The sequence below is a fragment of the Phreatobacter sp. GW821-FHT04C01 genome (assembly GCF_059420385.1).
On the sequence record NZ_JBWKTP010000015.1, the window covers coordinates 45,386 to 65,278 of the forward strand.

Annotated in this window: 22 protein-coding genes; 9 read left to right on the plus strand and 13 right to left on the minus strand. The window is 67.9% G+C overall.

From position 1 onward, the window contains the following. Nucleotides 1-73: 73 nt before the first annotated feature. The 4 genes from AC07WJ_RS34655 to AC07WJ_RS34670 form a co-directional block, all read right to left on the minus strand. Nucleotides 74-499, minus strand: a complete 426-nt coding sequence (locus AC07WJ_RS34655; RefSeq protein WP_494939292.1) for a DUF1330 domain-containing protein — start codon at nucleotides 497-499, stop codon at nucleotides 74-76. Nucleotides 500-541: 42 nt separating this feature from the next. Further along, nucleotides 542-877 carry a type II toxin-antitoxin system PemK/MazF family toxin gene (locus AC07WJ_RS34660; protein WP_494939293.1) on the minus strand — a complete coding sequence of 112 codons (336 nt, stop codon included), beginning with the start codon at nucleotides 875-877 and terminating at the stop codon, nucleotides 542-544. After that, entirely contained in the window at nucleotides 865-1,113 is a 249-nt protein-coding gene (locus AC07WJ_RS34665) for an AbrB/MazE/SpoVT family DNA-binding domain-containing protein (RefSeq protein WP_494939294.1), read from the minus strand. Before AC07WJ_RS34665 ends, AC07WJ_RS34660 begins: the two co-directional genes overlap by 13 nt. Nucleotides 1,114-1,177: 64 nt before the next feature. Further along, complete coding sequence (locus AC07WJ_RS34670) at nucleotides 1,178-1,678, minus strand: YcgN family cysteine cluster protein (protein WP_494939295.1); 501 nt, start codon at nucleotides 1,676-1,678, stop codon at nucleotides 1,178-1,180. 163 nt (nucleotides 1,679-1,841) lie between these two features. On the opposite strand from AC07WJ_RS34670, the gene AC07WJ_RS34675 reads away from it, so the two are divergent. From AC07WJ_RS34675 to AC07WJ_RS34685, 3 genes are read left to right on the plus strand one after another with little or no spacing between them, the layout of a single operon-like run. Beyond that, nucleotides 1,842-4,028 (plus strand): transglycosylase domain-containing protein, encoded by a 2,187-nt coding sequence (locus AC07WJ_RS34675; RefSeq protein ID WP_494939296.1) that lies wholly within the window; start codon nucleotides 1,842-1,844, stop codon nucleotides 4,026-4,028. 13 nt (nucleotides 4,029-4,041) lie between these two features. Then, nucleotides 4,042-4,614, plus strand: a complete 573-nt coding sequence (locus AC07WJ_RS34680; protein ID WP_494939297.1) for a DUF1214 domain-containing protein — start codon at nucleotides 4,042-4,044, stop codon at nucleotides 4,612-4,614. Continuing rightward, nucleotides 4,611-5,183: a DUF1254 domain-containing protein gene (locus tag AC07WJ_RS34685; protein WP_494939298.1), complete on the plus strand. Its 573-nt coding sequence runs from the start codon at nucleotides 4,611-4,613 to the stop codon at nucleotides 5,181-5,183. The genes AC07WJ_RS34680 and AC07WJ_RS34685 overlap by 4 nt, the downstream gene beginning before the upstream one ends. A 31-nt stretch (nucleotides 5,184-5,214) precedes the next feature. Here AC07WJ_RS34685 and AC07WJ_RS34690 read toward each other — a convergent pair whose 3' ends face one another. The 3 genes from AC07WJ_RS34690 to AC07WJ_RS34700 form a co-directional block, all read right to left on the minus strand. Further along, on the minus strand, nucleotides 5,215-6,039 hold the full coding sequence (locus AC07WJ_RS34690) for a hypothetical protein (RefSeq protein ID WP_494939299.1): 825 nt from the start codon (nucleotides 6,037-6,039) through the stop codon (nucleotides 5,215-5,217). Nucleotides 6,040-6,071: 32 nt separating this feature from the next. Beyond that, nucleotides 6,072-6,302, minus strand: coding sequence for a hypothetical protein (locus AC07WJ_RS34695; RefSeq protein WP_494939300.1), 231 nt, complete (start codon nucleotides 6,300-6,302; stop codon nucleotides 6,072-6,074). Between the two features lie 189 nt (nucleotides 6,303-6,491). Then, nucleotides 6,492-7,241 (minus strand): F0F1 ATP synthase subunit A, encoded by a 750-nt coding sequence (locus tag AC07WJ_RS34700; RefSeq protein ID WP_494939301.1) that lies wholly within the window; start codon nucleotides 7,239-7,241, stop codon nucleotides 6,492-6,494. 547 nt (nucleotides 7,242-7,788) lie between these two features. Here AC07WJ_RS34700 and AC07WJ_RS34705 point away from each other — a divergent pair. Beyond that, nucleotides 7,789-8,877, plus strand: a complete 1,089-nt coding sequence (locus AC07WJ_RS34705) for a hypothetical protein (RefSeq protein ID WP_494939302.1) — start codon at nucleotides 7,789-7,791, stop codon at nucleotides 8,875-8,877. A 20-nt stretch (nucleotides 8,878-8,897) separates the two neighbouring features. On the opposite strand, the gene AC07WJ_RS34710 is transcribed toward AC07WJ_RS34705, so the two are convergent. Genes AC07WJ_RS34710 through AC07WJ_RS34720 form a run of 3 tightly spaced genes read right to left on the minus strand, consistent with a single transcriptional unit; the run spans nucleotide 8,898 to nucleotide 12,042 of the window. After that, on the minus strand, nucleotides 8,898-9,248 hold the full coding sequence (locus AC07WJ_RS34710) for a DUF1491 family protein (RefSeq protein WP_494939303.1): 351 nt from the start codon (nucleotides 9,246-9,248) through the stop codon (nucleotides 8,898-8,900). 6 nt (nucleotides 9,249-9,254) lie between these two features. Next, a complete protein-coding gene (locus AC07WJ_RS34715) occupies nucleotides 9,255-10,247 on the minus strand; it encodes a peptidoglycan-binding domain-containing protein (RefSeq protein WP_494939358.1) in 993 nt (330 codons plus the stop codon). 1 nt (nucleotide 10,248) lies between these two features. After that, nucleotides 10,249-12,042, minus strand: a complete 1,794-nt coding sequence (locus tag AC07WJ_RS34720; protein WP_494939304.1) for a PAS domain-containing sensor histidine kinase — start codon at nucleotides 12,040-12,042, stop codon at nucleotides 10,249-10,251. A gap of 428 nt (nucleotides 12,043-12,470) precedes the next feature. Between AC07WJ_RS34720 and AC07WJ_RS34725 the strand changes: the two genes are divergently transcribed. Further along, nucleotides 12,471-12,842: a hypothetical protein gene (locus AC07WJ_RS34725; protein WP_494939305.1), complete on the plus strand. Its 372-nt coding sequence runs from the start codon at nucleotides 12,471-12,473 to the stop codon at nucleotides 12,840-12,842. A gap of 57 nt (nucleotides 12,843-12,899) precedes the next feature. Next, nucleotides 12,900-13,334, plus strand: a complete 435-nt coding sequence (locus AC07WJ_RS34730; RefSeq protein ID WP_494939306.1) for a SufE family protein — start codon at nucleotides 12,900-12,902, stop codon at nucleotides 13,332-13,334. A gap of 15 nt (nucleotides 13,335-13,349) precedes the next feature. Here the strand turns inward: AC07WJ_RS34730 and AC07WJ_RS34735 are convergent, their stop codons facing one another. Continuing rightward, the gene (locus AC07WJ_RS34735; protein WP_494939307.1) at nucleotides 13,350-14,021 is read right to left on the minus strand and encodes a haloacid dehalogenase type II; all 672 of its coding nucleotides are present in this window, start codon (nucleotides 14,019-14,021) and stop codon (nucleotides 13,350-13,352) included. A 222-nt stretch (nucleotides 14,022-14,243) separates the two neighbouring features. Between AC07WJ_RS34735 and AC07WJ_RS34740 the strand changes: the two genes are divergently transcribed. Beyond that, entirely contained in the window at nucleotides 14,244-15,110 is an 867-nt protein-coding gene (locus tag AC07WJ_RS34740; RefSeq protein ID WP_494939308.1) for a branched-chain amino acid aminotransferase, read from the plus strand. Between the two features lie 85 nt (nucleotides 15,111-15,195). Here AC07WJ_RS34740 and AC07WJ_RS34745 read toward each other — a convergent pair whose 3' ends face one another. Beyond that, complete coding sequence (locus AC07WJ_RS34745) at nucleotides 15,196-16,878, minus strand: hypothetical protein (protein ID WP_494939309.1); 1,683 nt, start codon at nucleotides 16,876-16,878, stop codon at nucleotides 15,196-15,198. A gap of 223 nt (nucleotides 16,879-17,101) precedes the next feature. Between AC07WJ_RS34745 and AC07WJ_RS34750 the strand changes: the two genes are divergently transcribed. Beyond that, complete coding sequence (locus AC07WJ_RS34750; protein WP_494939310.1) at nucleotides 17,102-17,701, plus strand: superoxide dismutase; 600 nt, start codon at nucleotides 17,102-17,104, stop codon at nucleotides 17,699-17,701. 73 nt (nucleotides 17,702-17,774) lie between these two features. On the opposite strand, the gene AC07WJ_RS34755 is transcribed toward AC07WJ_RS34750, so the two are convergent. Beyond that, on the minus strand, nucleotides 17,775-18,446 hold the full coding sequence (locus tag AC07WJ_RS34755) for a DUF1194 domain-containing protein (RefSeq protein WP_494939311.1): 672 nt from the start codon (nucleotides 18,444-18,446) through the stop codon (nucleotides 17,775-17,777). Between the two features lie 262 nt (nucleotides 18,447-18,708). Between AC07WJ_RS34755 and AC07WJ_RS34760 the strand changes: the two genes are divergently transcribed. Next, the gene (locus AC07WJ_RS34760) at nucleotides 18,709-19,884 is read left to right on the plus strand and encodes an MFS transporter (protein WP_494939312.1); all 1,176 of its coding nucleotides are present in this window, start codon (nucleotides 18,709-18,711) and stop codon (nucleotides 19,882-19,884) included. Nucleotides 19,885-19,893 lie beyond the last annotated feature (9 nt).

Here is a 19,893-nt window from a genome sequence, read left to right on the forward strand (position 1 = left end):
GCAGATAAGAGCCTTGGGACCATAAGAGATTTGGGCCCATAAGAGATTTGGGCGACGGCGGTCCGACCGTCGCCTATCTCGCTTCGCCGAAGGCGTCGCCGGGCTGGCCCGGATGCATCCGGATCAGCCGTGAATCGGCCACCGCGGCCTGGCGATGCAGGACGGCCTGCCGGTAGACTGGATCGCGCAGCATCTCGATGAAAGCCGCGCCGGTTGGATATTCGGCGATGAAGGCGATGTCCCAGCGCTCGTCGCCAGGCCCGATCAAGGTCAGATCCGGCCGGCCGATCCAGACCTGTCGGCCGCCGAGCCGGCGAAACACCGGCCCGCTGTCGCGACCATAGGCGCGATAGGCCTCGAGGCCGGTCGCCTCGCGGCCATCGGGATAGGCCGCCTTTGCCCGCAGCCGCACAAGGTTCAGCATATGCACCGGCTGATCGCGCGGCAGATCCTTGAACAGCTGGAAGGTCTCGCGGGTCGGATCGACAAAACTGGTCATCGGGGGCTCCCGTGGCAACGGCCTGCCTCACCGACAGGTTGCCTATTTTGCGAATATCTTGCCGAGCGTCACAAGAACGGAATCCGCAGCTTTGGCGTCAACGACGCCAAGATGCCTGACGAGCCTCGTTCGGTCGACCGCGCGGATCTCGTCAAGGGCAATTTCACCTTGCTTGCCATCGAAAGTCAGCGCCACACGCGAGGGCCAACCTTTGATCGTCGAGGTCATCGGAGCAACCAGAACGGTTGCCAGGCGGCTGTTCATGACATCGGGCGAGATGACGACACAGGGGCGCGTCTTCCGGACCTCGGAACCGCGCGCCGGATCCAGCGAAACAAGGTGAACCTGGAAGCGCCGCGGAAAACTCACCAGGTCCATTCCTGCTCATCGAAGTCGCTGGTGGACATCTCGGGCCAAATCGCGGCGTCATCCACCGCGCTTGCCTTGCCGAAGGCCTCTTCCCAACCATCTCGCGGATCCGCGAAAGGCACCATGACCAGCCGTCCGCCCTCGATCGTGACCTCGACGGCATCGGTAATGCCGCACTGGTCCAGCACCGCCTTGGGGAGCCTGATACCCCGGGAATTGCCAATAGGTACGACAGCGAGCTTCATCGTGGCCTCCGCTCCGACGAGAGGCTACAAAGTAATTACGCGCCACTGGTAATGCAAACGGCTTTCAAGGCGACGGCTCGCCCGGCCAATCGGCCAGATGGTCCTCGAGCTCCTGCAGTTCCGTCAGTTCGTGCTCCCAGGCGGTGATCCTGCCACGCACCGAAATGCCCGCCTGATGCACCGTCTCGGCATCACCCGAAACGAGCGGGTGCCACCAATAGAGGTCATGCCCCTCGGCGACCAGGCGATAGGCGCAGGTCGGCGGCAGCCAGGGCAAGGTGCGCGCCTCCTCCGGCGTCAGCCGCACGCAATCGGGCACCTTGGCCTGGCGGTTGTCGTAGTCGGTGCACCGGCAGGTCTCACCGTCGAGCAGCGTGCAGGCGACCGACGTGAAGTGGATGGCGCCGGTATCCTCGTCCTCGAGCTTGTTCAGGCAGCAGCGCGCGCAGCCGTCGCACAGGCTTTCCCATTCGGCCCCGGTCATGTCTTCCATGGCCTTGGTGCGCCAGAACGGTTCCGGCTGAGACTGGTTCGCAGCGTTCTTGCCGCTCGCGCGCCGTATCATGATCAAATCTCCGGACGCGCGGCCGTCAGGCCGCGTCCTCGCGCTGGATGGTAACCTTGTTGAAAGATGACCGCGAGCCCAGCCTGACGCTGTTGGCTCGCCTCAGCCGTTTCCGCTATGGTAAGCAGATCGTCAAGAGACCCGCGCAAAGGATGTTTCCGACGTGACCGATTTTCAGCCCGGCGGCGGTCGGGGAAGTGCTGCCAAGCGCTTCTTCCTCGATCTCGACGCGAGGTTGACCGACGGGGCCTGGCGCCTCGCCGGCCTGATCGGGCGCAGTTGGGAGAAGCTCGCCGACCTGTCCGACCGTGTTCAGGTCTATGGCTGGAAGCGGGCCGGCGCCGAACTCGGCTCCGAGGGAATGACACTGGGTGCGATCGGCATGGTGGCGATGCTGACGCTCGCCATTCCGGCGTTTCGCGAGACCAGCGACGGCGACTGGCTGAAGAAGAGCGAGCTCTCCGTGGTGTTTCAGGACCGCTACGGCAACGAGGTCGGCCGCCGCGGCATCCGGCACAATGATTCGGTGCCGCTGGACGACTTCCCCGATCACATGATCAAGGCGGTGCTGGCGACCGAGGACCGCCGCTTCTTCGACCACTACGGCATCGACCTGATCGGTACGCTCCGCGCCGTCATGACCAATGCCCGCGCCGGCGGCGTCGTGCAGGGCGGCTCGACCATCACGCAGCAGCTCGCCAAGAACCTGTTCCTGACCAATGAACGGTCGATCGAACGCAAGATCAAGGAAGCCTATCTGGCGCTCTGGCTCGAAGCCCGCGCCTCCAAGGCCGAAATCCTGAAGACCTATCTCGACCGCGCTTATATGGGCGGCGGCGCCTTCGGCGCCGAGGCCGCGGCCGAATATTACTTCGGCAAGTCGGTGCGCGACGTGACGCTGGCCGAGGCCGCCATGCTCGCCGGCCTGTTCAAGGCGCCGACGCGTTTTGCCCCGCACGCCAACCTGCCCGCGGCACGTGCCCGCGCCAATACGGTCCTGGACAACCTGGTCGAGGCCGGTTTCATGACCGAAGGCCAGGTGTTCGGCGCAAGGCGCAATCCGGCGACCCCGATCGACCGCAAGGACGAGGTGGTGCCGAACTACTATCTCGACTACGCCTTCGAGGACGTGAAGCGGCTGGTGGCCCTGACCCCCGGCCTGACCGACCGGGTGCTGACGGTACGCACCGGCCTCGACCTGACGGTGCAGCGCCAGACCGAGCTCGCCGTCGAGGCCATCCTGCGCCAGTACGGCAATGAATATGGCGCGTCGCAGGCGGCCGTCGTGCTGATGGACGTCGACGGCACGATGCGCGCCATCGTCGGCGGCCGCGACTATGGCGCAAGCCAGTTCAACCGGGCGACCGAGGCCATGCGCCAGCCCGGCTCGTCGTTCAAGCCGATCGTCTACGGCACGGCGCTGCGCGAGGGGCTGATCACCTCGCGCTCGATCGTGGTCGACCGCCAGATCTGCCTCGGCAACTGGTGTCCGCAGAATTACGGCCGGAGCTTTTCCGGCCAGACCACCGTGATGTCGGCGCTGGTCCGGTCGATCAACTCGATCCCGGTCATCCTGACCCAGCAGATGGGCCGGGGCGATTCCCGGATCGGCCGGCAGAAGATCATCGCGACCGCGCGCGAGATGGGCATCACCCGGCCGCTGACCGATTCGGCGCCGCTGCCGATCGGGGCCGCCGAGGTCACCTTGCTCGAGCTGACGACGGCCTATGCGACCTTCGCGTCCGGCGGCCGGAGCGTGACGCCGCATGCTTCGGTGGAGATCAAGAATTCACATGGCGAGGTGATCTGGCGCGCCGACCGCGACATGGCGCCGGCGCGGCAGGTCTTCACGCCGGCGGTCGCGACCGACATGAACGCCATGCTGGTCGGCGTGGTCGAATCGGGCACCGGCCGGCGCGCGCAGGTCGAAGGCGTGCAGGTCGCCGGCAAGACCGGCACGACCAATTCCTACCGCGACGCGCTGTTCATCGGCTTTTCCGGGCAATATGCGGCGGGCGTCTGGTTCGGCAATGACGACTATTCCGAGACCAACCGGATGACCGGCGGATCGCTACCGGCGATGACCTTCAGCCGGGTGTTGACCGCGGCCCACCAGGGCCTGGAGCGCAGGCCGGTGTTCGGCCAGCCGGATACGGCCCGTCCGCCGTCGGGCGCGCCGGCCACGGCACCGGTGCCGGTCGCCGGCATTCCCGAGCGGCCGCAGGTTCTGTCGCGACGCTCGCTGACGGTGCTCGGCCGGATCGAAAAGCTGATGCGTGACGCATGGGATGGGCCGATGCGGCCCGGCACCGTATCCTCCGCCGAACCGCAGGTGCGCGTCCTGCGCTGACGGAGACCAATCATTGCGCACCGTCACCGGCATCTTTCTCGCCCTCGGCATCGGGGCCGCGACCGGCCTGGGCCTGACGGCGGCCTCCGTCGGCCGCAGCACCGGGGCGGGCGTGCTGCATATCGGCCCATGGCTGGCGACGCCCAAGGCCGGCACGACCGAGGCCGATCCCTATGCGAGAGCCGTGGCCGCGCGGCTCGGAACCTTGCCGCTGGCGCTGGCCGACGGCCTGGCGCTGACCGCGGAAGCCGACGAGGAAGGCCGGGCGCTCGACGGGCGTTGCACCTACCGCGTCGCCGGGGCCATGCCGCCGGCCCGGTTCTGGACGCTCGGCGTCGTCGGCCGGGACTATCAGCCGGTCGTGCCGGCTGGCACACGCCAGGCCTTCACCAGCTACGAGGTGCTGCGCCAGGGCGACCTGCCGATCGACATCCTGGTCGCCGGCACCGCGCGCCCGGGCAATTGGTTGCCGACCGGCGGCACCGAGCAGATCCGGCTGATCCTCAGGCTCTATGACACGCCGATCGCCACCACCATTTCCACCAGCACCGGGCTTCCCGCGGTGACCCGGGTGCGATGCCCATGAAACGTTTCCTGTTCGGCCCCGCCTTGTGGATCCTCGCGGGCCTCATTCTCGGCCTCGCCGTGCATATCCTGTCGGTCTTCGCCCTGCCGCGCCTGGCGCCGGACGACGCCCGTGCCAGGCTGGAAGGCGCCGCGGTGAACCAGGTGACCATGCTCGGCGCCGGCTCGACGACCAACCTGCCCCTGGTCGATCCGGCTTTCGAGACGGCGATCTGCCGCTTCGACCTCGCCGCTGGCATCCTGCATGTCCGGGCGCCGGTCACGTCGCACTACACGGCCATCGCGCTCTATACGGCGACCGGGATCGCCTTCGGCGCCATCAACGACAAGGCCGCGACGCGGCGGACCATGGACCTGTTCGTCGTCACCAGCGCGCAGCGGCGCGAACTGGCCACCGGCGAGGACGAGACCCAGGCCGACAATCTGATCATGGTGTCGCCGACATCGGAGGGCTTCGTGCTGATCCGCGCGCTGGCCGTCCAGCCGGGCAACGCGGCCCTGGTGCGCGACCAGCTGGCCCAGCAGTCGCGCTGCGAAATTCTCACCGCCGAGCAGGTGCCGAGCGGATGATCCGCCACGCCACGGCCATGGGCGGCCCACGTCACTTGACGACGAGCGGCGCCGGCGTGGTCGGATAATAGCGCGGGGCTGCCTGTTCGACATCGATCCTGCCACGCCCGACCGCGCCGACGCAGATCACGTCCATGCGGGCGATGTCGGCCTCGAGCGCCGCCAGTTCGCGCTCCGCCAGGACAGCCTCCTGCTCGGGCGTGGCGACGAGCTGGGTGTTCAGACTGATCCGATAGGCCTGGACGTGCTGGGCCAGTCCATGGCGTACCCAATGGACGACCATGCGGTTCTCGGCGATCCGGTCGCGGCCGCTGCGGATCTCGACCGCCGAGAGATTGGCGATATAGCCGATGGCGCCCTCGCGGATCCGGTCGGCATTGGCCACCTCCACCGCCTTGGCGCAGAACGGCGCGATGCGCGACCGATCGGCCCGCATGTCATCGACCATCCGGATGAAGCGCGACTTGGAGGAACGATAGTCTTCACGCGCCAGGGTGTGCCCATAACCGCGTGGATCGGGGTCGAAGCGCACGGGATCGCCGATCCGGGTGCGGCGAAGCTCGGCCCAGAACTGGTTCCAGCGGTCGAGCGGATGGGTCGGCATGATCAGGGCGTAGCCGAGCTGGCGCATTTCGCGCTCGGCGTCGGTGAAGGAATAGCCGGACACCGGCTCGCCGCGCTCACGCGCGGCGACATTGCCGATAGCGGGCATGATCTCGTCGTTCAGGACATTGGGCTGTGGCCGCCCCAGATCGCCGGGCTGCGGACCGCAGCCGGCGAGGCCGCCGAGCACGGCCAGGACGGTTCCCCAACGAGCCGGGCGATGCGCCGATCGCGGCGGTCGATGGCCAGGCATGATGGCGAACCTTTCAAGGCACTCGGTAGCGATCAGGCGCTCTTGCGGCCGCGGCGTGGTTTGTCGCCGCCACGCCGGGGCGTGTCGGTGGCTAGCGCTGCGGGCTCCGGCGCATTCAGACCTGGGACTTGCGGATCAGGTTCGTCATGCCGTTCGACCTGAACGACCGGCAGGACCAGCACTTGGACATCATCGGCAGAGAGATCGGCATTCGGACGTTGCGCCTTGCGGCGCTCAAGAGGGAATCGAAGCACTAAACCCATCTGTCTCTCCTCTGTGCCGGCCCTCCATGGCGACGATGTCCGACGGATGGATTTGCGTCGGGCGAATTCATTAAGACTTCAGTTTGGTTAACGAGGCGTTAATCCCAAGCCATTGAAATATAAAGGACACGTCCCCGTGACCGAACGGGTTGACGTCAACGCGCCATCGCTCTCGCGCTGCCGTCCACCTCAGTGATGCGGATGAAGCGCGTCGTTGAGATACATGCAGGTGAGCATCGTGAAGATGTAGGCCTGGATCACCGACATGAGCAGCTCGAGCCCGGTGAGCGCGACGGTCATCGCCAGGGGCAGGAGCGCCGCGAGAACTCCGAGCGCGCCGAGCCCGCCGAGCGCCACGACGAAGCCGGCGAAGACCTTGAGGGTGATGTGACCGGCGAGCATGACCGCGAACAGGCGGACGGAGTGGCTCACCGGCCGGGAAAGGTAGGAAATCACCTCGATCGGGACGATGATCGGCGCGAGCGCAAGCGGAATGCCGGCGGGCATGAACAGCCGGAAGAAACCGAAACCGTGGCGGACGACCCCATAGATCGTCACCGTCAGGAAAACGATCATCGCCAGCGAAAAGGTGATGATCAGGTGGCTGGTCACCGTGAAGGCATAAGGGAACATGCCGATCAGGTTGGCCACCAGGACGAACATGAAAAGCGAGAAGACCAGGGGAAAGAAGCGCATTCCCTGTTCGCCCGCATTCTCGCGCAGGGTCTTGGCGACAAATTCATGGAGCATTTCCGCCGCCGCCTGCCAGCGGCCGGGAACCAGCCGGCGCCGGCCCGTCGCCAGCAGGAGGAACAGGCAGCTGACGGCGACCGCAAGAAACATGTAGGCGGCCGAATTGGTGAAGTGAATCTCCCGGCCGGCGATCTCGGCTACGCGAAAGAGCGGCTTGATTTCGAATTGTTCGACAGGACCGGCCATCACAGGCCTCGCACGGGCTGAGAGGCCAGGGCAGCGGCGGCGTGATGGCCGGCCAGACGCCGCGCACCCGGTGTGCCGCGCGTTGCCGGTGCCGGATGAGCAAGCGCGGTCCGGCGCGCGCCGCGCGAGCCTGCACGATTTGCGTTTGGTTCAAGGGTACAGGGATGCTGCGATCCGCAGCCTTCGCCGAAATGGGTCATCGGACGGCACAACTCCATCATCTCTCGAGCGTGAGATAACGGGGCCGTCCCCAATGCAGCGTCGGCGCAGGTCGTCCTGCGCTCGCGCCTTCCTATGCCAGCCGCCATGGGCGATGCAAGCGATGCCGGTGCGTCATTTGGTCCGCCGCCGTCACGTCGCGCGGCCACGGCCAAAGGGGTGAGGAAAGCCGCCGGCCCATCGGCACCCGGACCACCGCCCCGGCCCAGCCTTTCCTGTGTTTTCAATGGCTTGCCCCGGGTCTTGGTTAACGGCCCGCTAACGAAATCGCTCGTAATGTCCAGATCGTCCCGTCCGCCAAACTCCCGTCTCACGGTTCAGCATGTCCATGCCGCGTCTGCCTCACGTCCAAAGCCTGATCGGGCTTGCCCGGTCGAACGGCATCGACGTGCGCCAGACCTTGCTGCGCGTCCTGGTCGACCAGTTCGTCGCCGAACCGCATCACACGGCTGCCGAAATTACCCGGTTCGGCGAGCTCGCCCTGCACCTGATCGTCAAGGCCGACGAAGACGACCGGGCGATCATCGCGACCAAGCTCGCCGTTCACCCGCAGACGCCGACCGCGGTGGCGCGCAGGCTGGCGGCCGACACGGCGCGTGTCGCCTTTCCGATCCTGTCGCGGTCCACCGCCCTGTCCGACGACGACATGTTCCTGGCGGTCCGGTCGGGCGATGCCGAAAAGGCGCTCGCCGTCGCCTCGCGCGCCGATCTGGGCCTGGCTGCGCTGGTGGCGCTGGAGGACATGGACGATCCGCGCGTCGCGGCCGCCCTCACCGCCCGCATCGCCGACCCGGCGCCGGCGACATCAGCGCCGCCCGCTCCGCCCCGGGCCAATGACGTCGGCCGGCGCTTTCTCGACGCCTCGCCCGACATGCGGGAAACGATCATCGCCGGCCTGGCACTGGACGCGAAAGGCGGCGCGGGATTTCCCGCCATCGACGGCGACACCGGCCAATCGATCGAGCTGGCCGCGCTGTCGCGCCGCCCCGGCGCCCTGGCCGATGCCCTCGTCCAGGGGCTTGGCATCGATGCCGCCACAGCCCGGCGCATTGCCGACGACGAGGCCGGCGAGCCGCTGGTGGTCGCCGCGCGCGCGCTCGATCTCGGCCGCGAGGCGGCAACGCGCATCCTGCTGTTCGCCCATACCGCGGTCGGCACTTCGGTGGCGCGCGTCCATGGCCTGACCGCGCTCTACGACGCCATTCCGAGAACCGTCGCGCTGGTCCTGGTGCATTCCTGGCGCGACACCGCGGCGGTGCCGGCAACCGCGCAGCGGCAGGGCCGCCACGTGCCGGTTCATGCCCTGGACGGATCGGAACGGACCGGCGCTCGCCAGGCATCGACGCCCGCGGCCCGACCGGCCCAGCGTTCGGCATCGCCACTCTGGCCGGCGACCCGGCGCCTCAAGGACAGCTGAAGGCCGGTAGGAAACGGAAATCAGGGCTTGGCCAGATCGAGAAACGACCGGCCGTCGCGATCCTCGACATCGACGATCCACAGATCCGGATCGAAATCGATCTCGCGCCTGAGCTTGTCTTCCACCCGCTGCTCCTCGACGAAGACCTCGGGATAGGCCGGCACGAACAGCCGGTCGCCCGGCTTCGCCTCGTCGAACAGCGATTGCGGCGCCTGCAGGAACAGCCCGGCGAGCCGATCGGCGCGCGACACGACGATCGCAATGGCGCCGGCCTCCGGCGAGCCGCGCCGGCGCAGGACCGCGAAGGCTCCCTCGACCCGGACCCGTCTGAGATAGGCCGTGACCCAGAAGTCGGAGGTGACGCGATCCATGGGCCGCTATTGTATCCGCGTACCCGTGACACTGGCCAGTTCGCGAACGACCCGATCATTGGCCTGGCCGGTCACCGGCAGCCGGCGGTCGCGCTCGAAGCGCTGGATCGCCTCGCGCGGGTCGCCGCCGAGCGGCCCGTAGCCGGCCTGGACGAGCGCCCGCTTGACCGCCTGCATACGCCGGTCAGCCGGGGCGGCCGCCTGGGGTGCCTGCGGTCGCGGCGCCGGGGTCGCGGCATTGGCCGAGATCAACTGGCCGATCGACTGCGGCGCCTCGGACCGGGGCTGCGTCTGGGGCCGCGTCGCGGTGGCCGCCGCGGCATTGGCGTTGATCAGCTGGGCGATCGATTGCGCCGCCTCGGGCCGGGCCTGGGGCGCCGGTCGCGCCGGCTGCGGCGCGGCATCGGAGGCGAGCAGCTGATTGATCGTCTGGGCCGGCGCCGGGGCCGCGCTGCGCTGCGCCGGGCGACGCATGTGATTGAGCAATTGTTCCGTCGCCTCACCCGAGACGCGCAGGCCCGACTGCGTCTCGTAGCGCTTGATCGCGGCGTCGGTACGCGGACCGGTCCGGCCGTCGACCGGGCCGTCATAAAGCGAGCGACGGGCAAGCTCGCGCTGAATGTCGGTCACCACATCGGCCCGTGGCCGTGCCTGGCCGGCGCCGGCGGCCTGGTCGGCCGGCCGCTGCTCCGGAGCGCGGGGGGTGATCGATGCGGTCGACTGGATCTCGGCCGGCCGGCCGGCCGGCACGGGAGCCGCGGCCGGCGCTTCGACGCGAGCGGTCGCGAACAGCGGCGCGGGATGCGGGCCGCTTTGCCGGGCGAGCGCGTTGACACCAATGCCGATGGCGACGAAGGCGGCGCAACCGATGGCGAGCATGTCGCCCTTGTTGCGGCCGAGCAGCTGGCGCCAGAACGGCACACGCGGCGCGTCGTCGTCGAAATCGGTTTCGGCCACGCGCCCACGGCGGGGACGCAGATCATCCTCGTCATAGGTCACGTCACGCAATTTTCCGGCCCTCCTGTTTGACCGAGACGGGTATCGCCGGCGCCGGCTTGGCGGCGAGCGGCAACCGCTCGACGATGTTGCGCGCGGCGGCTTCGCAATCCATGGGCATGCGCAGCGTCACCCGGGTGCCCTGGCCGACGACGGAAGCGACTTCGAGCGAGCCGCCATGCAGTTCGGCGAGCCCCTTGACCACCGACAGGCCGAGGCCCGTGCCCTCGTATTGGCGATCATAGGTCGAGCGCGCCTGAAAGAACGGGCTGCCCAGCCGCGGCAGATCGGCGGCGGCAATGCCGATGCCGGTGTCGGCGACCGACAGCGAGAGCCACGAACCGTCGCGCCGCAGGCTCGCCTGCACGCGGCCGCCGCTCTTGGTGAACTTGATGGCGTTGGACAGAAGATTCAAGACGATCTGGCGATAGGAGCGCTTGTCGCCGATCACTTCCGGCAGGTTGTCGACCAGATCGGCGACCAGCCGGATGCCACCCTCGTCAGCCTTCAGCTGCATCATCTGGATGCATTGCGACATCAGTTGGGGGAGATCGAACGGTTCGGCGGTGATCTCGAAATTGCCGCTCTCGATCTTCGACATGTCGAGGATCGAATTGACCAGATTGAGCAGGTGCTCGCCGGAGTCGCGGATCAGCGTCGCATATTCCTTGCGGCGCGCCTGGTCGAGCCGCATGGCCTCCTCATGCATCAGCATTTCGGAGAAACCGTTGATGGCGTTGAGCGGTGTGCGCAGCTCATGGCTGACATTGGCCAGGAAGCGGCCGCGGGCCTCGTTGGCACGATCGGCCTCGGTCCGGGCGCTGTCGACGGCGGCCTCATGCGACTTGCGCTCGGAGACGTCGCGCAGCACCGAGACCACCTGGTGATCCTCGGTCGAAGCTCCCCCCAGGGGATGGCAGCGCATTTCGACCCAGACGAATGTCGGCTCGTTGGTTTCGGCGCGCACGCGACGCAGGCGGAACTCGGCGGAGGTCGCCGTGCCGCGGGCGGAGGCCAGCGACAGCGCATTCAGATAGGCCGGCCGATCGGCGATATGGACACGCTCGAACAGGCCCTGGCCGTGCAGGGCAAACGGCGGCACGCCGGCGACGCGTTCGGAAGCGGGCGAGGCAAAGGTCACTGCGCCGGAGCGGCCGTGGCGCGTGATCAGGTCGCTCATATGTTCGGCCAGCAGCCGGTAGCGGCGCTCGCTGACCGACTGGACCTCTTCGCCGGTGCGGCTGACGATCGCCGCGGACAGCGCCAGGCCCAGCCCGTAAATGACAGCGGAGGTGACCGAAACGAAGGCTGCGAGCTCGGCGCCCAGCGGGCTGATACGCGGGTCCGGCAGCAGGTTCCACGTGCCGGCAAGCCCAATGACCGTGACCGCGCCGACGACCATGGCGCCGGCGGCCGCCACCACCCGGCGCGAGCCCGACAAGACGGCCTCCGCCGGCACCAGGGCAAACCAGATCACCACGAAGGAGCTGGTGCCACCGCTCAAGGCGGCAACCAGCGCGACGATGCCGGTCAGCGCCGCCGCCGAGAACAGGTGGGCGGTCTCGTAGCGGCCGGTGCGCGACAGATAGAAGGCGATGGCGATCGGCAGCAGCAGCCAGCCGAAGGTGATCGCCTCGAGCGTGCCCGGCACGCCTTGCAGGGCGAGATAGAGCGGCAGCGCGGAGAACGCCAACAGGCCCGGCATCAGGCGCGTGGCGATGAAGGCACGGTGACGGACGAACACGATAGGATCGACCGTCGCGGCCGGATGCACCAGGCCATCGAGGTAGGATCTCACCGAACCGATCAACGCGCTTTGACGCAACGCACTCACCTCGACACGCGGCTCGCGCCGCCGTTTTCAAGGTGAGGAGCATCGCATCGCGGCGTGAAGGAAACCCTAAGTCAACGGCGGAAGCAGCGGGCCAGCGACCCCGCCCGGGGCTTTCCAGGCGGATGGTGAAGGAACCCTTGTGGCCGGCCCGAGGCGCCCGCGCGCGTCCCGCGATCAGCAACCTGGACCAGCGGATGACCGATGCCACGCCGCCCGCCGCGGCCGCGCAGGCTGTCAACCTTAATGGAAGTTAGTCGGAATTGCCCAGGGATTCACCTTATCTGCCAACGGCATGTTCACTGAACCGGGCCACCATCCGGCCCTTCAGAGCGGGGCCTCGTCGCCGAAGAGCCGCCTGAACTCTCGGGGGTCAAAGGACCGGAAACGGCGTCATGTTCTTCCTCATCAAGGCGGTCTTCTGGCTCGGACTGGTCTTCCTGCTCATGCCGGACCGGGGCCTGTTCTCGTCCACGGCCAAGGAAGCGGAAACGGCGATCACCTCGGCGACCACCGAAGCCGTGGCGCGCGGGATCGCCACCCGGGCCCTCGAACTGTGCCGCGACAATGCCGAGACCTGCGCGCAAGGCGCGGCCCTCGTCGGCCAGGCCGCGATGGCCGGCCGGCGCGAGCCGGTTCCGACATCGCCGGCGCGGACGCAGGACACGCTCACGCCCGCCGACCTGCACGTGCCGTTCGGCGGCGTCGTCCTGCCCGCAGGTTCGGCGCCGCGCACGGCGCCGCTGCCGCCGCGCCGACCGGTGTAACCGGCCGGCCGCCAGCCGGCCCTTTGTTTCGGCGTTTTTGGCCGCTATATCAGGCCGATGAGCGAAGCCACCAGCATCAGCATCGACGAGATCACGGAAGCCTTCACCTTTCTGGACGATTGGGAAGAGCGCTACCGCTATGTGATCGAGCTCGGCAAGTCGCTGCCCGGACTGCAGCCGAGCGAGCGCAATGAAACCAATCGGGTCAAGGGCTGCGCCAGCAATGTCTGGCTGGTCACCCATACGAAGGGCACCGGTCCGGACGCGATATTGAGCTTCGAAGGCGAAAGCGACGCCCATATCGTCAAGGGCCTGGTGGCGGTGACGCTCGCCTTCTATTCCGGCAAACGGGCTGGCGACATCGTCGAGCAGGATGCCTTCGAACTGTTCCGCCAGCTCGGCTTCGAACAGCACCTGACCCCGCAGCGCTCGAACGGGGTGCGCTCGATGGTCGAGCGGATCCGCCGCGATGCGCGGCTGGCCATGGCGTGATCGAAACCGGCCTGATCAGGCGATGATGAAGGTTTCGAGGCCGGCGAGACCGGCCAGGACCGCGACCGGGTCAAGACCTGGATATTCGTCCGGCTGGCCGGTCCGGTTGATCCAGACGGCCGTGAAACCGACAGAAGCCGCGCCCGCGACGTCCCAGCGGTTCGACGAGACGAAAACGACATCGCCCGGCCGCGCCGCGCCCACCGCGGCTTGGGCCGCGGCATAGACGCCCGGGGCCGGCTTGTAGGCCCGCTCCGGCTCCACGGTCACGACGTGATCGATGAGGTCGGCAAGGCCGGCCGCGGCGATCGCCGCATCGACCATCTTGCGGGTGCCATTGGTGAAAATGGCCGTGGCCTTGCCCGCGGCCCTGAGGCGCGTGAGCAGCGGCGCGACGTCGGAATAGGCGTCGAGGCTCAGATAGGCATCGAGCAGCGCGCGCCGCAGGCCGGCATCGGCGACGCCGTAACGCGCCAGAGCGAAATCGAGGCCCCGTTCCGTCAATGTCCAGAAATCGTCGAAGCCGCCGATCAGCGTCGTGGTCCAGGAATATTCCAGCTGCTTGACGCGCCAGAGCTGGGAGATCGGGCCGGCGCTTTCGCCGAGCGATGCCCCCGCGCGCGCCACCGCCGCGTGAACGTCGAACAGCGTGCCATAAGCGTCGAACATGAAGGTTCCGGCAGGCATGGGTGCTTCTCCCCGAGATCGGTGAGGATGGTGCCCCGCGCGCGCAAAAGCACAATGGCAAAACAGTCCGTCAGCGGCGGAACAGCTCGCTCCGGCGACGCGCGGCCCGATGCCCTCACCCTTGGAAACCATCGCGGCGCGCAGATCACCAATCACCACATTTCATGATGTCAGCCGCGCGTGGCAGGATAAGTTCGCCTGGGAAACGTTCTGGAGAACCCCATGCCCAATTGGTCAAAGACCTGGACCTATCTCGACGGCGACTGGCTGGAAGGCAACCCGCCGCTCACCGGTCCGCGCAGCCACGCCTTCTGGCAGGCCTCGTCGGTGTTCGACGGCGCGCGGGTGTTCGACGGCATGATGCCGGACATGGACCAGCATGCCGCCAGGCTCAATCGCTCAGCCGGCGCGTTGGGCCTGAAGGCGACGATGGCGGTCGACACCATTGTCGGCCTTGCCCGCGACGGCGCCAGGAAATTCGACGGCAAGACCGCCCTCTACGTCCGACCGATGTACTGGGCCGAGGGCGACGGGCCGAGCGCCATTCTGACCGACCCCGAGACCACCCGCTTCTGCCTGTGCCTCTACGAGGCGCCGATGGGCGAGCCGGGCGGCATGTCGATCACGCTGTCGCCGTTTCGACGCCCGACCATCGAGAACGCCCCGACCGACTCCAAGGCCGGCTGTCTCTATCCGAACAATGCCCGCGCATTGCGCGAAGCGCGCGCCCGCGGCTTCGACAATTGTCTGGTGCGCGACATGCTCGGCAATGTCGCGGAGACCGCGTCATCCAATATCTTCATGGCCAAGGGTGGCATCGTCTACACGCCGATCACCAATGGCACGTTCCTCAACGGCATCACCCGCCAGCGGAGCATTGCCCTGTTGCGCCAGGCCGGCGTCACCGTGGTCGAGAAGAGCCTGACCTATGGCGAGTTCGCCGAGGCCGACGAGATATTCTCGTCCGGCAATTACTCCAAGGTCGTGCCGATCACCAAGATCGACGAGCGCGCATTGCAGCCGGGCCCAATGGCCCGCAAGGCACGCGAGCTCTATTTCGATTACGCCGCGAGCAGCGCGCGCATCTGAACGGGGAACGCCAAGCGATGGTGTCCGGGGGCGAACCTCCGGACACCCGATGGGCCGGCGTCATCCACCCTATCGGCCTTGCGGGTCAGCCGCCGACATGGGCGCGAAAATCCTTCAGCGATGCGAAGCGGGCCGTTCCGGTCGCCAGGTCGGCCTCGATCGATCCATCGCCGAACAGGCGGAACGGAATGCCGGCGATGACACCTTCGCGCAACAGCGGCGCGGTCGTGGCCGGTGCCGCGGCAGGCTCAGCCTGAACGACCGGGGCAAGCTCGACGGCGGCGGCGGGTTCGGGGCGCGGAACAACCACCGGCGGCGTCTCGGACGCCGGTGCCGGGGCTTCCGCCGGCTGGCTTTCCTCACCTCGGCGGCCTGCATCCGCGCCCGCGGCGAGCGCATGGCTGTCATGGACGTCGTCGGCGTCCCGGCCGGTCACCACCTGGTCCCCGCGCTCCTGGTCCTGGTGGCCGGAATTTTCCGAAGGCGCCAGAATGTCGCCGAGTTCGGGGAAATCGCGGGCCAGCGCCGCCATGGCATGGTCGCCGGACGGCGGCGCGACGCGTTCGGCCGGCGGTTCGGGCGGCGACACGGCCGGCGGCGGCACGAAGCGATCACGACGATCGGCCGCGGGCGGCGCCACATCGCGCCCGAGCGCCGCCTTCAAGGCCATCTCGAGCTCTTCCTCGATGGAGAATTTCGCCGCCTTTGCCGGCTCGGCCTCAGGTGCCGCGGAGGACTCGGCTGCTCGCTCGCCGAGCGCCGGCGCGGCTGGCCCGGCATCCCTGACGGCCTCAGGCTCGCGGCTGGCCGGTTCCGGCTCTGGCTCCGGGCCGAGAATGGAAGCCCTGAGGCGGGCCATCAGGTCGTCGTCCTCGACATGTCTGGGCGGCGCCGGAGGCGCGACCACCACCGGGGCCACGACCGGCGGCGTGGCGACTGTCGCCTGCAAATCCGCGACCACCCCGCCGATCGCCGCCTCCAGCGCATCGCCTGATGTGGTCACCGGATCCTTTGCGGACACCTCCTTGGTGCCGAGCTCTTCCGCGGCCTCGGTGGGCTCACGCGCCTGCCCGGCCGGGGGCTCCGACGGCAACGGCGACGGATCGCTGCCTGCCTGTTCGGGCTTCGCGGCGATCACGGCCGCGCCAGCCGCAACCCCGACCGCCGCGGCCGCCGGCTTCCAGCCGAAGCGGTCACGGAACGAGGCCGGACGTTTTGGGAACTCGACGGCCGGCGTGGCCGGTGCGGTCACCGGCGGGGCCGCCGGGCTCGTCACGACCGGCATAACCGGCGCGGGCTCGGCACGGACCGGTTCGGCCGCGCTCGGTCCCCCTGAAACCGACTCGGCCCGCGGCGGCTCTGGCTGGACCGGCTCGCCTGGTCCATCGGCCGCCGGCATGGGCTCGGCCCGATAGGGCTCGACCGAGGCGGTGAGCGGCACCGCGGTGTCGGCCGCGGCCTCGACCGCCGGCGCGATGCCGAGATCGGCGTGGCGCGTGGCCGGCTCCAGGGCCGGCGCTACCGAAGGCGTGAAGGCCGGCGGTGGCGCCAGGCCGAATTTCAGCCCATCGATGCCACGGGCCAGCCTGTCCAGCCGGGCCGCGATCACCGCAAGGCCGAACAGCAAGAGGCCGCCGACGGCGCTGATCGCGCCGACGATCATCAGCGTGTTGCCCAGGCTCAGCATGCTCGGGTCATTGCCGAGGTAAAGCGTGACGATGCCCAGGACCGTCAGAACAACGGCAAACACCTGGAGGACAAGGATCATAGGGTCTTCCTTTTCAACCCGCGCGGCCCGGGCCGCATCCGGCTTCTTCAGAGCCGTTTATTACAGCCAATCAAAGGCCTGTCATAAGATTCTCGCAACTTTGCCGTTCGTCGCGGGTTCTCCAATTGCCCCGATGAGAGGTCGGGCCTATCTAGGCGGGGTTGCTTCACATCGCCGCCATCGTGGGCCCATCGCCTTCAATGGACTTTCCAGGAGACAGCTCATGTCCTTCACGCTCGACGACCTGCCCTACGCTCACGACGCGCTCCAGCCCTATATGTCGAAGGAAACGCTTGAGTACCATCACGACAAGCATCACCTCGCCTATGTGAACAACGGCAACAACCTGATCAAAGGCACCGAGTTCGAAGGCAAGAGCCTGGAAGACGTCGTCAAAGGTTCCTTCGGCAAGAATGCCGGCCTGTTCAACAATGCCGGCCAGCACTACAACCACATCCACTTCTGGAAGTGGATGAAGCCCAATGGCGGCGGCAAGATTCCCGGCGGGCTGGAAAAGGCGATCGTCGACGGTTTCGGTTCGGTCGACGAGATGAAGGCCAAGTTCATCGAAGCCTGCGTCACCCAGTTCGGCTCCGGCTGGGGCTGGCTCGCCGTGCAGAACGGCAAGGTCGTCACCATGAAGACCCCGAACGGCGAGAGCCCGCTGGTCCATGGCGCCAAGCCGATCCTCGGCTGCGACGTCTGGGAGCATTCCTACTATATCGACTATCGCAACCGTCGCCCCGACTATGCCAAGGCGTTCATCGAGCACCTGGTCAACTGGGATCATGTCGACGAGATGTTCCAGGCCGCGACCAAGTGATCGCCGCGCCGGCCATCCGGCGCATCTGAGCTTCGAGCCCCGGCGGGACACCGTCGGGGCTTTTTTTATTCGGTCAGGCGATCTCGCTGACGATCTTGCGGCGAACGGCTTCGCGGAAGCTGCGGTTTTCATCGGCGATCTCGACGAAGGCCCCCGGACCGCCGATCACCGCCTCGCGATAGTGATCGGCGAGCGGCTGGCCGCCCCGGGCCGCGATGCCGCCGCCCGGCCGGAGGATTGCCAGCGCATTGATGACGATACCCTTGGCCACCGCCTCGTCACGTGCCGCCTCGACCGGCCGGCCGCCAATATGAGGACCGTCGCCCGAGACATCGATGACCCTCCGGAGGCTGCGATAGCTGCTGGTCTCGATCAGGCCGACCGAGAAGTCGATCGCCGCCGAGATGGAGTTGTAGCCCCTGGCGGCGCGTGGGCTGGCGATGAGCCGCTCGCCGAAGGACCGCGCGCTCGCCGCGTCGTGGATCAGCTGCCAGTTGGCAATGACGTGCTGGGACTGCGGGCCGCCCCATTCGACATAGACGACGGCAATCGCGCCGATCGTGCCCGAACGGATGGCGGCCAGAACCTCGGCCGACGCCAGCGCCTCGGCATAGCCTTGCCGCTGCAGGCGCAATTCATCATTGTCGATTGACCCGGATCCGTCGGCCGCCAGGGCCAACGCGACATCGACCGGCTCCGGTTGCTGGCCCCGAGCGCCCGGCGGCGCGACTGCGAGCGCTGCCATGCCGAGAGCCAGACGGCGCGAAACGAAATGCCTTGGATCCACGGATCGGTTCCCCCCGAAGCCACTATCGGACGATGCCGGAACCGCCATCGTCAAGGGCTGCGCCATCGGGCGGACCGCAGCGCTCCACCGGCGCCGCCGCCATGTCCGCGGCTCACGGCGGCCATGATCGCAAGCCGCATCGTCGCCGCGCGATGCTCGTATAAGATGGTCGCCACATCCTCCCAGCGCCCCTGCCGTTGCGCCGCCCTCCCGAGGCCTCATGCCCCTTCTGTTCCTGCTGTCGGCCGCGACTTTCGTCGTCGGCATCGGCGCCTTTGCCGTCATCGGCGTCATCAGTCCGCTGTCGCGCGACCTCGGCCTGACGCCAGTCGGCGCCAGCTGGATCATGAGTTCCTATGCTCTCGCCTACGCCGTCGGTTCGCCGCTCCTCACCTCGGCGACCGGACGGTTCGACCGGCGCAGCGTGCTGGTCATCGGCATGGCGCTGTTCGGCCTCGGCATCCTTGCGACCGCGCTCGCCACCGACTCGACCCTGCTCTATGCCGGGCGGGTGGTCACGGCCTTGGGCGCCGGTCTCTATTCTCCGACGGCCGCGGGCGTGGCGATCGCCGCGGTTCCGGTCGAACGGCGTGGCCAAGCCCTGTCGATCGTCTATGGCGGATTGACTCTGGCGCAGGTCGCCGGCGTGCCGGCCGGCGGCTATCTCGGCTACATGCTCGGCTGGTCGCAGGTCTTCTGGATCGTCGCGATCCTCGCCGCGGCCATGACCCTGGCCCTGGCGCTGAAGGTTCCCCGCGCCATCGACGTGGCGCCGGCACGGCTGGGCGATCTCGTGACCACACTGACCGATCCGCGGCTCGCCGGCGCGGTCCTGCTGACCGCCTCGGTCATGTGCGCCGGCTGGATCCCCTATACTTTCCTCGCCCCGATCGTCGAGGAGAAGACCGCCGGCGGGCCGGAACTCGTCGCCCTGCTGCTTGTCGTCTACGGCGTCGGCTCGGTCGCCGGCAATGCGCTCGGCGGCTTCCTGACCGATCGTATCGGGCCGAACCGGGCGCTGTTCGTGGCAACCGTCCTGCCCGTGCCGATCATGGCGGCCGTCACCCTCATTCCCTGGCAGCAGGCCTGGATCGGCGGCCTGCTGCTGTTCGGCTGGGCCTGCGTCGGCTGGGCAATTTCGGTGCCGCAGCAGGCCCGCCTCGTGGCGCTCGATCCGACACGGACCCAGGTGCTGCTGTCGCTGAACGCAGCCTGCATCTATATCGGCGCCTCCGTCGGCGCGCTCGTCGCCGGTTACGCCAAGAGTCTCGGCGGTATCCCCGCTGTCGGGATCGCCGCCGTCATCGCCGGCGTGATCGGCATCGCCCATCTGACGCTGACCGTCGGCCGCGCCCGGCAAGCGACCCCGGACGCCTGTCCCGAGGCCGGCCGATGACCACCGCGC

What these genes read in the sequence shown, in the direction of transcription:
- AC07WJ_RS34760 (WP_494939312.1), top strand. Translation starts at nt 18,709, where the DNA reads ATGCCCCTTCTGTTCCTGCTGTCGGCCGCGACTTTCGTCGTCGGCATC.
- AC07WJ_RS34700 (WP_494939301.1), bottom strand. Translation starts at nt 7,241, where the DNA reads ATGGCCGGTCCTGTCGAACAATTCGAAATCAAGCCGCTCTTTCGCGTA.
- AC07WJ_RS34685 (WP_494939298.1), top strand. Translation starts at nt 4,611, where the DNA reads ATGAAACGTTTCCTGTTCGGCCCCGCCTTGTGGATCCTCGCGGGCCTC.
- AC07WJ_RS34740 (WP_494939308.1), top strand. Translation starts at nt 14,244, where the DNA reads ATGCCCAATTGGTCAAAGACCTGGACCTATCTCGACGGCGACTGGCTG.
- AC07WJ_RS34710 (WP_494939303.1), bottom strand. Translation starts at nt 9,248, where the DNA reads ATGGATCGCGTCACCTCCGACTTCTGGGTCACGGCCTATCTCAGACGG.
- AC07WJ_RS34735 (WP_494939307.1), bottom strand. Translation starts at nt 14,021, where the DNA reads ATGCCTGCCGGAACCTTCATGTTCGACGCTTATGGCACGCTGTTCGAC.
- AC07WJ_RS34705 (WP_494939302.1), top strand. Translation starts at nt 7,789, where the DNA reads ATGCCGCGTCTGCCTCACGTCCAAAGCCTGATCGGGCTTGCCCGGTCG.
- AC07WJ_RS34725 (WP_494939305.1), top strand. Translation starts at nt 12,471, where the DNA reads ATGTTCTTCCTCATCAAGGCGGTCTTCTGGCTCGGACTGGTCTTCCTG.
- AC07WJ_RS34755 (WP_494939311.1), bottom strand. Translation starts at nt 18,446, where the DNA reads ATGGCAGCGCTCGCAGTCGCGCCGCCGGGCGCTCGGGGCCAGCAACCG.
- AC07WJ_RS34695 (WP_494939300.1), bottom strand. Translation starts at nt 6,302, where the DNA reads ATGGGTTTAGTGCTTCGATTCCCTCTTGAGCGCCGCAAGGCGCAACGT.
- AC07WJ_RS34660 (WP_494939293.1), bottom strand. Translation starts at nt 877, where the DNA reads ATGGACCTGGTGAGTTTTCCGCGGCGCTTCCAGGTTCACCTTGTTTCG.
- AC07WJ_RS34730 (WP_494939306.1), top strand. Translation starts at nt 12,900, where the DNA reads ATGAGCGAAGCCACCAGCATCAGCATCGACGAGATCACGGAAGCCTTC.
- AC07WJ_RS34690 (WP_494939299.1), bottom strand. Translation starts at nt 6,039, where the DNA reads ATGCCTGGCCATCGACCGCCGCGATCGGCGCATCGCCCGGCTCGTTGG.
- AC07WJ_RS34750 (WP_494939310.1), top strand. Translation starts at nt 17,102, where the DNA reads ATGTCCTTCACGCTCGACGACCTGCCCTACGCTCACGACGCGCTCCAG.
- AC07WJ_RS34655 (WP_494939292.1), bottom strand. Translation starts at nt 499, where the DNA reads ATGACCAGTTTTGTCGATCCGACCCGCGAGACCTTCCAGCTGTTCAAG.
- AC07WJ_RS34670 (WP_494939295.1), bottom strand. Translation starts at nt 1,678, where the DNA reads ATGATACGGCGCGCGAGCGGCAAGAACGCTGCGAACCAGTCTCAGCCG.
- AC07WJ_RS34745 (WP_494939309.1), bottom strand. Translation starts at nt 16,878, where the DNA reads ATGATCCTTGTCCTCCAGGTGTTTGCCGTTGTTCTGACGGTCCTGGGC.
- AC07WJ_RS34665 (WP_494939294.1), bottom strand. Translation starts at nt 1,113, where the DNA reads ATGAAGCTCGCTGTCGTACCTATTGGCAATTCCCGGGGTATCAGGCTC.